The following is a 14,754-nucleotide window of genomic DNA, read 5'->3' as shown; positions in this document are numbered from 1 at the left end:
GGGCAGTCTGCACCTGCATGAGCCGGTGGCGCTGGTCCAGCAGCCGGGCAAAGTCCAGCCGGCTGGTGAGGGCGGCCATGCTGTTGCCCGCCAGCGACGACACGAGTGACGGTATGCCGGTGGTGCTCTGTGCGTTCATCCCTGAATTCCCTGGTGTTCTTGTGATCGGCCGGTCTTTGTTGTTGTGTGTCGGCTTATGGCAGCGTGATCGTCACGTTCGCCACCTGGGGTGGCAGGTTGATCACCTGGTGGTAAGCCGCCAGGTCCGATTGGGTCTGTCGCGCCAGCCCCCATTGCAGGCCCAGGTAGGCCAGCAGCCCCAGGCAGGCGAACACCGATGCGATGACCCACAGCGGCACCTCGTTGCGCAGCGTGTGCAGGATCCGGTCGGGCGGCGCCCAGTGCGGCGCGAAGCTGCCCCGCTTGCCCTTGATGTGCGCGATCTCGTCGCCCAGCCGGCCGGTGAGGTAGTTGAGCTTTTCCGAGCCCTCCAGCACGTACTGGCCCTGGAAACCCAGCAGCAGGCACATGTGGAACACCTCCAGCACCTGCACGCGCGGCGGGTTGTCGGCGCGCAGCCTTTCAAGGTGCTCAAAAAAACGCTCGCCCGCCAGTTGCTCGCCAAACAGTTCCAGCTGCAGCGGACGGCGCTCCCAGTCGTCCCGTGCGGCGGACGGGGTCATGAGCATGGTCTCGTCGACCAGCGCACAGAACGCGAACTTGCTCAGGAACACGTCTTCGGCCGGGGCCTTGAGCGCCAGGGCGCCGCGCTCGAAGTCGATCAGCAGGTTGCGGATGTGCTCGCGGAAGCTCCCCGCCTGCGAGGGCCGCTGGCCGCTCTTGAGCATGAACACCACGTACAGGCCGTCGTACAGCAGATCCAGCAGGGATTTGGCTTCGCGCGCCGCGATCAGCGGCATGCGAGGGCCGCGCTTGTTCGCTGCCGGCAGCGGTGTCTGCAGCAACGAGGGGGCTTTCATGTCAACCATGGGTCGCAATCGGTCAGGAGGTCGGGGTCAGTTGTTCAGCGCGAACAACTCGAGTTCCAGGTCGGGCATGCCGGCCGGCGCGTACACGGTGACGTTTTGCGCCTTGAGCATGCGCTCGTACAGCGGGCTCTTGCTGTCCAGTTCGAAGTAGTAGCAGCCCGGGCGCACCGGGATGGCGGCAGGCACCTGTGGCAGGTGCGTCAGGCGGATGCCGCTCATGGCCGAGAGCACCAGCTTGTCCACGTCGTCCGGGGCGCCCGCCTTGAAGCGCATGGGCACGATCTCCACCATCTCGGCGGGCGGCATCGCAGCCTTGACCCCCAGCACCAGCGTGGTCTGCGCGGTGATCTTGTCGGTCTCCAGCACGCCGCTGTGGAACGACGGCTTGCCCTCGCGCAGCGCGATGGCGAAGTAGCGGGTGGAGATCACCGTTTCCAGCAGTTCCTGGATGATGGTTTCCAGACGCGCGAAGCTCGGGCCAGGTTGCTGGTGCTGGTAGCTGGGCAGGTCGGCCAGGGTGAACGACTTGGAAAACGTCATCAGCGCACCGGCCAGCTGCAGCAGCTGCTGGAACAGGCGTTCGGGGTGCAGCCCCGGGTGGTGGTGCAGGTGCGACAGGGCGCCGAACGCACTGCTGGCCGTGTGCAGCAACCAGAACGAGGCGATGTCGCCCGAACGGAACTCGATCACGTGCCGTGATGGCTCGCGGTGGAAACCATAGAGCGCGTTGACCTTGGCCTGCAAAGTGTCCAGCAGGCGCCGCAGCAGCTGGCGCAGGGCGGGGTTGGCTTCAATGGACGCGCTGGGCGCCATGAAGCGCGTGTCGAGCTCGAAACCGCCGGTGGCGTTGCGGCGGATGCGGCACAGCGGCAGGCTCACCAGGTGGTCGCGCGGCTCGGTGTCCGCCTGCAGACGCAATACCTTTTGCAGCACCGCCGTTTCGGCTTCGGCAGCTTGCGTGAACAGGTCCGGCGACGGCTGGTTCTTCTGCACATAGCGCACCGCCCCGTCGCCACCGGTGCCAGGTGCGTTCAGGTTGCCGCCGGTGCTGCGCACGGGCGCCATGACGGCGTGAAAGGTGATGTCCGAGACGCCGGCTTCGGTGTGGTGCAGCGAGATCGGCGCGGGCAGCGGATCGTCCTGCGGCGCGTTGTACAGCTCGCCGTCGGGCAGGATCAGTTGCAGGTGCTCGATGCGCAGCACGCCGCTGGACAGGGCGTCCACGTCAATGCTGAGCTTGCGCAGACCCCAGGCGTAGGGGTGCAGGCTGGACGCGACCTCGGCCAGGCGCCATTCGTGGTAAGCGTCCTGCAGCTGGAAATGCTGCGCGCGCAGGAACTGCCCCTCACCCCACAGAACCTTGGTGGAACGAAACATGAAACTCCCTGTATCTTTTCAATTCACATCCGACCCCGAGCGCTGACAACGCTCATGGGGCCTTCCAATCAGCGGCAGACTGTACCTGCCAGGCGCCGCGTCTCGATGGCACTGCCCACCGTCTCGCCTTGCGACACGCTCAGGGCGCACTGGTGGGCGCCCAAGGTCACACCTTCTTTGGCACTGCTGGCCAGGTCGAACACGAAGCGCCAACGGTAGGCTTCGGGTGACTTGAACAGGGCCACCACACCCAGGTAGGCCGCGTCCTTGGGCAGTGCCTCTTCCACTTCGTAGCGCTGGCCAGGCAGCAGCACCAACTCGCGGGACGAGATCACCTCATCGCCCTTGTACGGCGCCTGCGCAAATGCGTCGTAAGGCGCACGCATGAAATCCTCGTGGGCCTTGAGCTTGTAGACCTTGACCACCAGGGAGAGCGGGCGCTTGGCGCCATCGCTGTTGAGCTGGTCGCTGGCATGGATGCGCAGCGGCACCTTGGTGGGCGCCGCGGGTTTGAGCATTTCGGGGCTGATCGGTGCCGCTGCCGCGCTGTCCACCGTTTGCAGGCCCACCAGCCCCAGGGTTTTGTCCAGCAGGCCGCCGCCGGCCGAGGTCGTGCCACAGCCCGACAGCAGCGATCCGGCCAACACGACCATGGCGGTCAGCGCACACCGCCCGGTCGATCGGGTCATCCAGGACCGTTCCGAGGCCAGCGCTTGACGGGGTGTGTGAAGGGTATAGGGGCGCATCGTGGACGAAAAGGGGTGCTCCATGACCGGCGGAAAAGCCGGCCAGGCGGGAACAAAAACGTACGATATTATGCTGCTCGCTGCGACAAAAACCGTTTACTTTCGTGTCACAATTCGCGGCCATTGCGCTCCTAAAGCAAGCTTGTGTCACAAAAGTTTGCTTTCGTGGGGACGATGCCCGGGACCAGTCAAACGGCCCGGTGAAGGTTCGGTATCAGGGAGGACTCACGTGTTGAATGCACACACTTTTTCGTCGGGCGCGCGTTCGCCTGCGCCCGCCAGCCACCTCTTTCGTGCCTGGTCAAACACGAGGCGCGTGGCCGCTTCGTCGCTGTTGGTCACCGCTTTGTTCGGGCTGGCGGCCTGTTCATCCAGCCCCAAGCAGCCGGATGGCGAAGCCAAAGAGTTGGCCAGCAAATCGGAACCGCTGGCCGAATTCATGAGCCGCGCCCAAGCGGCCGAGCGCCTGGAGGGCGGGCGTGAGCGGGCACGGCTGATCTACCGCGACGCCGCCAAGGCGTACCCGACCGACACACGCCCCTGGGCGCGACTGGCACAAAGCTATTTCGACGCCGCCGACTACGGCAACGCGGTCCTGGCCGCTCAGGAGGTGGTGCAGCGCGATCCGTCCGACAGCGCTGCTCAGGGCTTGCTGGCGGTCAGCGGTCTGCGCATCTCCACCGCGGCCCTGTCGGCCTTGCGTGGCCAAAACAGCCTCAACACCTCCACCCGTTCCGAAGCCGAGGACATGGCGCGCAACCTGCGGGCCATCCTGGGCGAGACGGTGCTGGTGCCCAAGCCCGCGGAAGCCGCTCCGCCGGCGGTCCGTCCGGCCGTCAGGCCGGCACCCCGTCCGGCCGCGCCGGTGCGGCGCGCGCCCGCAGCGCCCAGTGCCCCGGCCGCTCCGGCGGCGTCCGGCAATCCGTTCGGCGCCCTGCAGTAAGCCCTCTCTTTTGCTCTCACCCGCCACGCTCACAGGAGAAACCCATGGCCAAGAAAGACAGCGTTCACAAGAAGCTTGACAAGGTCAGGCCCCCCCGCGTGCAACTGACCTACGACGTCGAGGTCGGTGATGCGATCGAGCAAAAGGAAATCCCCTTCGTGGTGGGCGTGCTGGGTGACTTCACCGGGCAACGCGACGCCGACAAGCCGCTGGCCCGTCTGAAGGACCGCAAGTTCGTCAACGTGGACATGGACAACTTCGACGACGTCATGAAGGGCATGGCTCCCAAGGCTTCGTTCCGCGTCCAGAACAAGCTCAGCGAAGCCGGTGGCGAGTTCGCGGTCAACCTGAACTTCAGCAAGATGGAAGACTTCCGCCCTGAAGAGGTGGTGCAGCAGGTGGAGCCGCTGCGCAAGCTGCTGGAAGCGCGCACGAAGCTGTCCGACCTGCGCAACAAGCTCGCGGGCAACGACAAGCTCGAAGACATCCTGGGTGATGTGTTGAGCAACACCGAACAACTGGCCAAGCTTGGCCAGGAAGCCGCCAAGACCGAGGGAGAAGTCTGATGCAAGCCACCCAGAACCAAGGCGCGGCCGTTGCCGAAGCGGTCGAATCCAGTCTGCTGGACAACATCGTGGCGCAAAGCCGCGTGGCCCGTTCCGAGACCGAGCACGCGCGAGCCAAGGACATCATCGCTGAGCTGGTGCGTGAAGTCATGGACGGCACGGTGGTCATGTCCGACAACCTCGGCGCCACGCTGGACGCCCGTGTGGCCGAGCTGGACCGGCTGATCTCCCTGCAGCTCAGCGAGGTGATGCACAACCCCGAGTTCCAGAAGCTCGAATCGACCTGGACCGGTCTGCAGTACCTGTGCAAGCAGACTTCAACCGGCGCCAACCTGAAGATCCAGCTCTTCAACGCCACCAAGAAGGAACTGATCAAGGACTTCAAGACCGCGATCGACTTCGATCAGAGCGTGCTGTTCAAGAAGGTGTACGAAGAAGAGTTCGGCACCTTCGGTGGTGCGCCCTTCGGCACCCTGCTGGGTGACTTCGACATCGGGCGTCAACCCGAGGACATGTTCTTCCTGGAGCAGATGTCCCATGTGGCGGCCGCCGCGCACGCTCCCTTCATTTCGGCGGCTTCGCCCGAAATGCTGGGCATCGAATCGTTCGACGAGCTGGGCAAGCCGCGCGACCTGTCGAAGGTATTCGACACGGTGGACTACGCCAAGTGGAAGTCGTACCGCGAATCGGAAGACTCGCGTTATGTCGGCCTCACGCTGCCACGCTTCCTGGGCCGCCTGCCATACAACCCCAAGGATGGCATCACCACCGAAGGCTTCAACTTCGTCGAGGAAGTGGACGGCGCCGACCACAGCAAGTACCTGTGGGTCAACACCGCCTTTGCCATGGGAGCCCGTCTGACGGCGGCCTTCGAGAACCACGGCTGGTGTGCGGCCATCCGCGGCGTGGAAGGTGGTGGCCTGGTGGAAGACCTGCCCACCCACACCTTCAAGACGGACGAAGGCGAAGTGGCTCTCAAGTGTCCGACCGAGGTGGCCATCACCGACCGCCGCGAGAAGGAGCTCAGCGACCTGGGTTTCATTCCGCTGGTGCATTGCAAGAACACCGACTACGCCGCCTTCTTTGGCGCGCAGTCCACGCAGAAGGCCGCCAAGTACGACAGCGATGCGGCCAATGCCAACGCAGTGCTGTCGGCCCAGCTGCAGTACATGTTCGCCGTCTGCCGCATCGCGCACTACATGAAGTCCATGATGCGCGACAAGGTGGGCAGCTTCACCACCACGCAGGACGTGGAGCGCTACCTGCACAACTGGCTGATGCAATACGTGGTGGACGCAGACGATGCGTCGCAGGAAATGCGGGCGCAGCGCCCCCTGCGACAAGCGCAGGTGGAGGTGTCGGAGGTGCCTGGGCGCCCCGGCGTGTACCGTGCGGTGGCGTTTGTACGCCCGCACTTCCAGCTGGATGAACTCTCGGTTTCGCTGCGCCTGGTCGCAGAAATGCCGGGCGGCAAGTCCTGATCCCGTTCGTTTTGATCAACCCTTCAGGAGAGGTATCCCATGAAAGACATCTACATCAAGTTCGGCAACCCGCTCAACGGCAAAAAGATCGAGGGTGAGTCCCGCGACAAGGACCACAAGAAGCCCTGGTTCGAAGTCAACAGCTGGCAGCACATGATCCGCCAGCCCAAGTCGGCCACGGCTTCCACCGCTGGCGGCCACACCGCCGAGCGTTGCGAACACGGTGAAATGGTGTTCACGAAGGACCTCGACCTGATCAGCCCGCAGCTGTGGGAGGCCTGCTCGGCCGGTACGCTGTACGACGATGTGGAAATGCACTTCATGCGCGCCAACGGTACCAACGGCCGCGTGCAGTACCTGACCATCAAGCTCAAGAAGGCCATCATCTCGTCGGTGACGCCGGTGGTGGAAGGCGAAGGGCTGCCGCAGGAAACCTTCAGCCTGAAGTACGCCGCTGTGCAGTGGGAATACGTGCAGCAGACCATGGACGGCAAGACCGCCAAGGGCGCGCCGGCCATGTGGAGCCTGGCGACCAACAAGCCGGTCTTCGAAGCGCCGAACTGATCCCGGCCCCGCGCGAAAGCCGCAATGGACGGGGCGTTTGGCGCCCCGTCTTTTTTCTGTGCATGCCATGGCCACTGCGATGCGTTTCCGGCGCAGCGTTCTGGATCGGCTTTTGGCCGATCACCGGGACGGCGCCGAAGGTTTGACACTGACCTACTCACTCGACCAGCTGAGGGAGTCGGTTGCGCGGGACGTGGAAGCCCTGCTCAATTCGCGCTCCGCCATCGACTTCGATCACATGGCCGATCTGCCGCACACCCGCAAGTCGGTGATGTGTTTCGGCATCCGCGACTTTGTCGGGCGCGTGCTCACCAACGCCGACGAGCAGCGTCACATCGCGTCCAGCCTGTCGCACGCGATCGCCTCGTTCGAGCCGCGCCTGCGCGACGTGCGCATCGAATTTCACCAGCGGCCAGGCAACATGAATTCGCTGGCCTTCACCATCCGGGCGATGTTGCTGGCGCATCCGTCGGCCGAGCCGGTGGCCTTTGACGCCGTGCTGCAGCCGGCGCTGTCCCGGTTCACCGTGGCGCCCACGCGCGCGGGTGCCTTGCTCTCGGGCGATTGACCGCCCCGTCGATCTCTCACGGACGCCATGGACGAACTGCTGCCCCATTACGAACGAGAGCTGGCTTTTCTGCGCGGCCATTCGGGCGATTTCGCCCGCCGCTACCCCAAGATCGCCGGCCGTCTGCAGCTGACCGGTGATGTGGGTGAAGACCCGCATGTGGAGCGCCTGATCGAGTCGTTCGCGCTGCTGGCCTCGCGCATCCACAAGCGGCTGGACGACGACTTCCCGCTGTTCACCGAATCGTTCCTGGAGGTGCTGTACCCGCATTACCTCCGTCCGTTTCCGTCGTGCGCGATCGCGCATTTCAATGTCGCCGATGCCGCAGGCCAGATGAGCAAGGCGACTGTGCTGCCGCGGGGCACCGTGCTCAAGAGCCGCCCGGTGCGCGGCGTGCCGTGCACCTTCCGCACCGCCTACGACGTGACGCTGGCACCGCTGGAGGTGTCGGCTGCGCGCTTTGCCAGCGCGGTGGGGGCCCCGTCGGGCACGCTGCTGCCCAAGGGCGCGACCAGCGTGATGTCGATCCAGCTGCAGCTCACCGGCGCCCAGACCAGTTGGGCCACGCTGGGGCTGGACAAAGTGCGGGTGTACGTGGACGCAGAAGCCTCCCAGGTGAGCGCCGTGCGCGAAGCCTTGCAGGGCAAGGTGCTGGGCGTGTTGCTGCAGAGCACCGAGCATGGGCCCTGGCAGACTGTGCCCGACGCGCTGCCGGGTGTGGTGGGCTTTGCCGATGACGAGGCGCTGATCGAAGTGGACCCCCGTTCACAGCCCGCCTACCGCCACTTCACCGAGTTCTTCGCGTTCCCCGACAAATACAACTTTGTGGACCTGGTGCTGCCGCCCGCCCTGCAGGCGGTGGCCGCGCGCAGCATCACGCTGCATTACATGATGGCCGGCATCCGCTCCGATTCGGACGAGGCCAGCATGCTGGAGACCTTGACCGACAAGAACCTGCGCCTGTTCTGTACGCCGGTGGTCAACCTGTTTGCACAGCGGGCCGACCCGATCCGCTGGACGCGCAAGGGCCAGTCGTCGCCGGTGCTGCCCGATGCGCGCAAGGCCTTCGGCTACGAGGTCTATTCGGTCGAGAAGGTGTACCGCGTGCTGCAGACACCGCAGGGCGAAAGCGTGGACGAGTTCTACCCGTTCTATTCGCTGCAGCACGACGAACTGCTGGCCGACGGCGAGGGCAAGCGCCGCTACTGGGTGCTGCATGTGGACGAGTCGGTGGCCGATCACAGCCCCGGCTACGAGGCGGAACTCTCCATCGTCGATGTGGACTTCGACCCGGCGTCCCCGCAGACCGACACGCTGTCCATCGAGGTCAAGGCAACCAACCGCAACCTGCCCAACCTGCTGGCCGTGGGTAACCCGGGGGGTGACCTGTTCATGTCCGGCGGTAGCCTGGCCAGCGAGATCCGTTTGTTGCGCAAACCCTCGCCGTCGATGCGGTTCGAGCGCGGGCGCGGTGCGCTGTGGCGCCTGATCTCGCACTTGTCCCTCAACCACCTGTCGCTCAGCGCGGGCGGGCTGGACGCCATCAAGGAGATGCTGCGCCTGTACGACCTGCCGCGCAGCCAGACCAACCGCGCCATGCTCGACGGGCTGGTGGCCATCGAATACCGGCCTGCCACCGCCTACCTGCCGGGTCAGCCGTTTTCCACCTTCGTGCGTGGCACCGAAATCCGCCTGACAGTGGACGAGTCGAGCTTTGTGGGCTCGGGTCTGAGGCTGTTTGCGCAGGTGATGGACCGTTTCCTGGGCCTGTACACCCACATCAACAGCTTCACCCAGCTCAAGCTGGTGTCCGCCCGGACCCAGGAAGAACTCATCACATGCGAACGACGCACCGGCTGCCATCCGTTGCTGTGATCGATCAGCTCTTCGAGCAGCCGCACAGCTTCGAGTTTTTCCAGGCGGTGCGCTTGCTGGAGGCTTGGTTCGTGCGCCACGAGGGGCTCACGCCCACCGAGGTGATGGCGCAGCGCCTGTCGTTCCGCAACTCATTGAACATGTCGTTCCCGGCCAGCGAGATCGAGCGGTTCGAGACGCTCTGGCGCGACCAGCCCGATCTGCCCGACCGCCAGCGGACCACGCTGGAAACCATCGCCGCGGCCACGCAGGCATTGCCGCGGCGGCTGGCGCCGGGGCAGGTGAACCGGCTGGAAATCACCCCCGCGTTCATGAGCCTGCTGGGCGCGGGCGGCACGCTGCCGATCTTCTACACCGAGCTGTTCGCCCGGCGCGAGCAACTGCAGCGCGACAGCTCGGCACGCGCCTTTCTCGACATCTTTCTGCACCGTTCCGTGGTGCTGTTCTACCAGGCCTGGCGCAAACACCGTCTGGCCATCCGCTACGAATCGGACCGGCGCAACCAGTTCTTGCCGCAGGTGCTGTCGCTCACGGGCCTGGGGCAGAAGTCGCTGCGCAACCGGCTGGCGGCGGAACAGGGCGGCGTGTCCGACGAAATGATCGCCTTCCTCAGCGGTCTGTTCCAGCAGCGGACGGTGTCGGCCACCGCGCTGCAGCAGGTGCTTTCGCTGTATTTCCGCGTGCCGGTGAAGGTCACGCAGTTCGTGGGCCGCTGGTTCAAGCTGCCGACGGAGCACCAGACGCGCCTGGGCCTGGGCAACGCGCAACTGGGTTCGACCGCCCTGTCGGGCGAGCGGGTCTGGCAGCGAGACCTGCGCGTGGGCCTGACCATCGGCCCGCTGAACCTGGAGCGGTACCGCCGTTTCCTGCCGGGCGGCAGCGCGGCGCTGGCGCTCAAGCAGCTGGTGACCCAGCTGACCGGCGTGAGCCTGGAATACGAAGTGCGCCTGCAGCTCAAAGCCAGCGAAGTGCAGCCGGTGCGCCTGGGCGGCGACCGCGGCCCGCGGCTGGGTTGGGAGACCTACCTTGTCTCTGGCCCGGTGGCGCAGGACCGCTGCGATGCCGGCTACGACCTGCACGCTGCGCACTGAGCCACTCATCACAAAACGATCTTTTCTGTCACACCACTACATGAGTAACAACCTCAAGACCCTGATTTCCAAGCTCAACGACAACTGCCGACGCGCGGCCGAGCGTGCCGCCAGCCTTTGCATGGCCAAGTCGCATTTCGAGGTGGACATCGAACACCTGTTCCTGGCCCTGCTGGAGCAGCCACGATCGGACTTCTCCCTGCTGTGTCAGCGTTCGGACGTGTCGCCCACCGCGTTGTCACGCGATCTCGAAAACGAGCTCACCCGATTCAAGAACGGCAACACCCGCACGCCGGTCTTCAGCGCCCATTTGCCCACGCTGCTGGAACACGCCTGGCTGATCGCCTCGCTGGACGCGCACAACAGCCGCATCCGCAGCAGCCACCTGCTGCTGGCCCTGCTGACCGAACCCAGCCTGAGCCAGCTGGCCTTTCGTGGCAGCAAGCTGTTTGCGAAGTTCCGCCTGGACGATCTCAAGCACAAGCTCGACGAGATCACCAAGGGTTCGGAAGAAGCCGCGCAGAGCCTGCGCGCGCCCGATGCGCCGGCCGCCGAAGACGGCGCCGACGCGGCCGCGGGCGATGCCCCGGTGCCGGGCAAAACGCCCGCGCTGGACCAGTTCACCACCAACCTCACGCAGCGTGCGCGCGACGGCAAGCTGGACCCGGTGATCGGCCGCGATCCCGAGATCCGCCAGGCGATCGACATCTTGATGCGCCGCCGCCAGAACAACCCCATCCTCACCGGCGAGGCCGGCGTGGGCAAGACGGCCGTGGTCGAGGGTCTGGCCTTGCGCATCGCCGCGGGCGACGTGCCGCCGCCGCTGCAGGGCGTGGAGCTGCACACGCTGGACATGGGCCTGCTGCAGGCCGGCGCCAGCGTCAAGGGCGAGTTCGAGAACCGCCTGAAGAACGTGATCGACGAGGTCAAGAAGAGCCCGCACCCGATCATCCTGTTCATCGACGAAGCCCACACCATGATCGGTGCTGGCGGTCAGGCCGGGCAGAACGACGCGGCCAACCTCTTGAAGCCTGCGCTGGCGCGCGGTGAGCTGCGCACCGTGGCCGCCACCACCTGGGCCGAATACAAAAAGTACTTCGAGAAGGACGCCGCCCTGGCCCGCCGCTTTCAGGTGGTCAAGGTCGAGGAGCCGTCCGAGCCCATTGCGGCGGCCATGCTGCGTGGCATGGCCGCGCTGATGGAAAAGCACTTCAACGTGCGCGTCTTCGACGAGGCCATCACCGAAGCCGTGCGCCTGTCGGCCCGCTACATCAGCGGTCGACAACTGCCCGACAAGGCCATCAGCGTGCTCGACACCGCCTGCGCCAAGGTGGCGCTGGGCCAGAGCGCGGTGCCCGCGGCGATGGAAGACAACACCAAGCTGCTGGAGCGGCTGGCGGTGGAAATCGGCGCGCTGGAGCGCGAGGCCGCTGCCGGCACCTCGCACCAGGACAAGCTGGCCGAGCTCAAGGCCCAGCGCGATGCGGTGCAGGCCGAGCTGGACACGCTGACCGGGCGCTATTCGAAAGAGAAGGCGCTGGTGACCGAAGTCCAGCAGCTGCGCGAAAAGCTGGAAGCCGAGAAGCAGGCCAGCCAGGCCGCGGCCGTCGCAGACGAAGCGCCCGCCGCAGAAGAGGGCAAGAAGAAGCCGGCCGCCAAGAAGGGCGCCAAGGCCGCTGCGCCCGCGCTGTCGCCGGCCCAGGCGGAGCTGCAAGCCAAGCTGGCCGAACTGGCCGCGCTGCAGGGTGAAACGCCCATGATCCCCATGCAGGTGGACGGCCACGTGGTGGCCGAGATCGTTGCCGCCTGGACCGGCATCCCGCTGGGCAAGATGGTCAAGGACGAGATCCAGAACGTGCTCAAGCTCAAGCCGATGCTGCAGGCGCGGGTAATCGGCCAGGACCACGCGCTCGAAGCGGTGGCCCAGCGCGTGCGCACCGCGCGCGCCAATCTGGAAGACCCGAACAAGCCCAAGGGCGTGTTCCTGTTCGCCGGCCCCAGCGGCGTGGGCAAGACCGAAACCGCGCTGGCGCTGGCCGAGGCGCTGTATGGCGGCGAGAAGAAGCTGGTCACCATCAACATGAGCGAGTACCAGGAAGCGCACAGCGTCTCGGGCCTCAAGGGCTCGCCCCCCGGCTATGTGGGGTACGGCGAAGGCGGTGTGCTCACCGAAGCCGTGCGCCGCAACCCCTACAGCGTGGTGCTGCTGGACGAGGTGGAGAAGGCCCACCCGGACGTGCTGGAACTCTTCTTCCAGGTGTTTGACAAGGGCGTGATGGACGATGCCGAAGGCCGCGAGATCGACTTCCGCAACACCGTCATCATCCTCACCAGCAACGTCGGCTCGCGCGAAATCATGCAGGCCTGCATCAACAAGAGCGCCGACGAGCTGCCCGCCGCCGATGCGCTGGCCGAAGCGCTGCGCCCGGTGCTGTTCAAGAGCTTCAAGCCGGCCTTCCTGGGCCGCATGAAGGTGGTGCCGTTCTACCCCATCAATGACGATGTGCTCGAACTCATCATCCGCTTGAAGCTCGACCGCATCGCCGCCCGCGTGGCCACCAACCACAAGGCCGTGTTCGACTACGACACCAAACTCGTCGAAGCCGTGCTGGCCCGCTGCACCGAGGTGGACAGTGGCGCCCGCAACGTGGACCACATCCTCAGCGGCACGCTGTTGCCCGAGATCGCCGAAAACGTGCTGGCCCAGATGGCACAGGGCAAGGCCATCGAGCGCATCAAGGTCAGCGCCGCCAAGAACGGCGACTTCAAGTACACGGTCGCCTGAGGCCCATCCCCTTTTGCGTTTGGCCCCACCGGAGATCGACATGGACCTGAGCACCGAACAGCGCCAAGCCATTGCCCGCAACTGCCTGCCCACCAGCTGGCAGATGACCACCGCCTGGCGCCTGCAGCACCAGGGCGCGGCCACCGACGAACCCGATGCGCTGGTGGACTGGTTGCAGGACGCCGGGCTGCGCTCACAGGCGCTGGCGGCGGAGCTGGTCCGGCACCTGTCGGCCCGGCTGTGGCGGCTGGAGTTGTGCGACCCGGTGGCCGCGGGTGGCGCCGCAGACGCGGCAGGCCTGTGCGCGCTGGACGTGGTGTGCGGCGGCCTGCGCTGGACGCTGTGGTTGCGACCCCAGCCCCGCCTGCACCTGGTGCGCATCCACCGCTGAAACGGACCACAGAACCTGCAGGGAGAACACAAACATGAGTCTGTACGAAAGCATCCTGGCCTACCTGAGCGCGCTGCCCACGCAGAACGCGCGCCTGCTGCGCCTGCACACCCCGCTGGGCACCGACGCCCTGGTGGCCGAGCGTGTGGAGGTGGACGAGGCGATCGGCCCGGTGGCCGGCGCCCCCGACAGCGCACCGGCCCCGTCAGCCGCCACGCAGCTGGTGGTGCACGCGCTGGCCGGCGACGCGCACCTGGAACTCAAAAGCCTGATCGGCCAGCCCGTGCTGCTGGAGCTGCTGACCGCCGACGGCGGCCTGCGCCCCTGGCACGGCCACGTGACGAGCTTCGCGCTGCTGGGCTCCGACGGGGGCCTGGCACGGTATCGCATCGTCATCCAACCCTGGCTGGCCTTCCTGGGTCACAACCAGGACAGCTGCGTGTTCCAGGACCAGACGGTGATGGAGATCGTGGACGAAATCTTCAGCGGCTGGGCCGGACAAGGCGTGCTCAAACCGCAATGGCGCTGGGACCTGGCCGATCCCTCGGTGTACCCCCGCCGCAGCTTGAGCGTGCAGTACAACGAGAGCGACCTGGCCTATGTGCACCGCCTGCTGCGCGAAGAAGGGCTGTTCTACTGGTGGGAGCATGAGGGTGCAAAGAGCGAGGGCAGCCATACCCTGGTGATCGCCGACCACAACGGCGCCTTGCAGCCCAACGCGCAAAGCCGGGTGCGCTTCACCCAGGCTGGCGCGGTGCTCAAGGAAGACAGCCTCACGCGGGTGGAAACCCACGCCCGCGTGCGCACCGCCAGCCTGGAGCTGGCCAGCGGCGACCACCGCACGCTGCAACTGCGCCCGCAACAGCAGACCGGGCAGAACCTGCCGGCCAGCCTGGCCCACCTGAGCGTGGCCGACGTGCCCGGTGCCTACGCCTACGAAGACAGCACCCAGGGCGAGCGCCTGCTCAAACGCCAGATCGAAGCGCTGGACGCGCAGCGCCACCAAAGCAGTGCCACGGGCACCGTACGCACCGCGGCCCCCGCCACCCACTTCACCCTGGTGGACCACCCGGTGCACGACGGCAGCGACCCCGCGCGCGATCAGCTGGTGATCCTGCGCGCGCGGCACAGCGCCCGCAACAACCTCAGCGCCGACCACAAGGCCCAGGTGCTGAGCCTGCTGGGCCAGCTTGCGCAAGACAAACTGGGCGTGAAGGCTGCCCCTACGCCCGAAGACAACGACACCAGCCCGCTCTACCAGTGCGAACTGCAGACCCAGCCGCTGGCACAGCCGGTGCGCATGGTCAACGTTCAGCATGTATCGGGAGGTCCAAGCCCGTTGGGCTTGGAGGGACTGCCCGACCCCCGTCTGAACCCT

The 14,754-nt window shown here is 66.0% G+C and carries 14 protein-coding genes; 10 read left to right on the top strand and 4 right to left on the bottom strand.

The features are described from left to right. Positions 1-194 precede the first annotated feature (194 nt). The 4 genes from icmH to ACR2JA_RS11660 form a co-directional block, all read right to left on the bottom strand. Entirely contained in the window at positions 195-920 is a 726-nt protein-coding gene (icmH, locus tag ACR2JA_RS11675) for a type IVB secretion system protein IcmH/DotU (protein WP_434009252.1), read from the bottom strand. Between the two features lie 96 nt (positions 921-1,016). Then, complete coding sequence (gene tssK / locus ACR2JA_RS11670; protein WP_434009251.1) at positions 1,017-2,366, bottom strand: type VI secretion system baseplate subunit TssK; 1,350 nt, start codon at positions 2,364-2,366, stop codon at positions 1,017-1,019. Positions 2,367-2,434: 68 nt separating this feature from the next. Next, positions 2,435-3,055, bottom strand: a complete 621-nt coding sequence (tssJ, locus tag ACR2JA_RS11665; protein ID WP_434009250.1) for a type VI secretion system lipoprotein TssJ — start codon at positions 3,053-3,055, stop codon at positions 2,435-2,437. Between the two features lie 282 nt (positions 3,056-3,337). After that, positions 3,338-3,553 (bottom strand): hypothetical protein, encoded by a 216-nt coding sequence (locus ACR2JA_RS11660; protein WP_434009249.1) that lies wholly within the window; start codon positions 3,551-3,553, stop codon positions 3,338-3,340. Between ACR2JA_RS11660 and ACR2JA_RS11655 the strand changes: the two genes are divergently transcribed. The 10 genes from ACR2JA_RS11655 to ACR2JA_RS11610 all read left to right on the top strand — a co-directional run. Continuing rightward, the gene (locus tag ACR2JA_RS11655; RefSeq protein ID WP_434009248.1) at positions 3,552-4,055 is read left to right on the top strand and encodes a hypothetical protein; all 504 of its coding nucleotides are present in this window, start codon (positions 3,552-3,554) and stop codon (positions 4,053-4,055) included. The two genes, ACR2JA_RS11660 and ACR2JA_RS11655, sit on opposite strands and share 2 nt — an antisense overlap. Before the next feature lie 44 nt (positions 4,056-4,099). Then, entirely contained in the window at positions 4,100-4,621 is a 522-nt protein-coding gene (tssB, locus tag ACR2JA_RS11650; RefSeq protein ID WP_434009247.1) for a type VI secretion system contractile sheath small subunit, read from the top strand. After that, complete coding sequence (gene tssC / locus ACR2JA_RS11645) at positions 4,621-6,102, top strand: type VI secretion system contractile sheath large subunit (protein WP_434009246.1); 1,482 nt, start codon at positions 4,621-4,623, stop codon at positions 6,100-6,102. Before tssB ends, tssC begins: the two co-directional genes overlap by 1 nt. A gap of 39 nt (positions 6,103-6,141) precedes the next feature. Continuing rightward, on the top strand, positions 6,142-6,666 hold the full coding sequence (locus ACR2JA_RS11640) for an Hcp family type VI secretion system effector (RefSeq protein ID WP_434009245.1): 525 nt from the start codon (positions 6,142-6,144) through the stop codon (positions 6,664-6,666). A 67-nt stretch (positions 6,667-6,733) separates the two neighbouring features. After that, a complete protein-coding gene (gene tssE / locus ACR2JA_RS11635) occupies positions 6,734-7,234 on the top strand; it encodes a type VI secretion system baseplate subunit TssE (RefSeq protein ID WP_434009244.1) in 501 nt (166 codons plus the stop codon). Between the two features lie 27 nt (positions 7,235-7,261). After that, a complete protein-coding gene (gene tssF, locus ACR2JA_RS11630) occupies positions 7,262-9,109 on the top strand; it encodes a type VI secretion system baseplate subunit TssF (RefSeq protein ID WP_434009243.1) in 1,848 nt (615 codons plus the stop codon). Then, complete coding sequence (tssG, locus tag ACR2JA_RS11625) at positions 9,073-10,200, top strand: type VI secretion system baseplate subunit TssG (protein ID WP_434009242.1); 1,128 nt, start codon at positions 9,073-9,075, stop codon at positions 10,198-10,200. The genes tssF and tssG overlap by 37 nt, the downstream gene beginning before the upstream one ends. A gap of 40 nt (positions 10,201-10,240) precedes the next feature. Continuing rightward, positions 10,241-12,985, top strand: a complete 2,745-nt coding sequence (tssH, locus tag ACR2JA_RS11620) for a type VI secretion system ATPase TssH (protein ID WP_434009241.1) — start codon at positions 10,241-10,243, stop codon at positions 12,983-12,985. Positions 12,986-13,025: 40 nt separating this feature from the next. Beyond that, positions 13,026-13,376 (top strand): hypothetical protein, encoded by a 351-nt coding sequence (locus ACR2JA_RS11615; RefSeq protein ID WP_434009240.1) that lies wholly within the window; start codon positions 13,026-13,028, stop codon positions 13,374-13,376. Positions 13,377-13,410: 34 nt separating this feature from the next. After that, positions 13,411-14,754, top strand: a 1,344-nt coding sequence (locus ACR2JA_RS11610; RefSeq protein WP_434009239.1) for a type VI secretion system Vgr family protein, incomplete at its 3' end; no start/stop codon positions are given.

It is taken from the genome of Hydrogenophaga sp. (genome assembly GCF_051007235.1).
GTDB lineage: Bacteria > Pseudomonadota > Gammaproteobacteria > Burkholderiales > Burkholderiaceae_C > Hydrogenophaga.
This window is presented reverse-complemented; position numbering and strand designations above follow the sequence as displayed.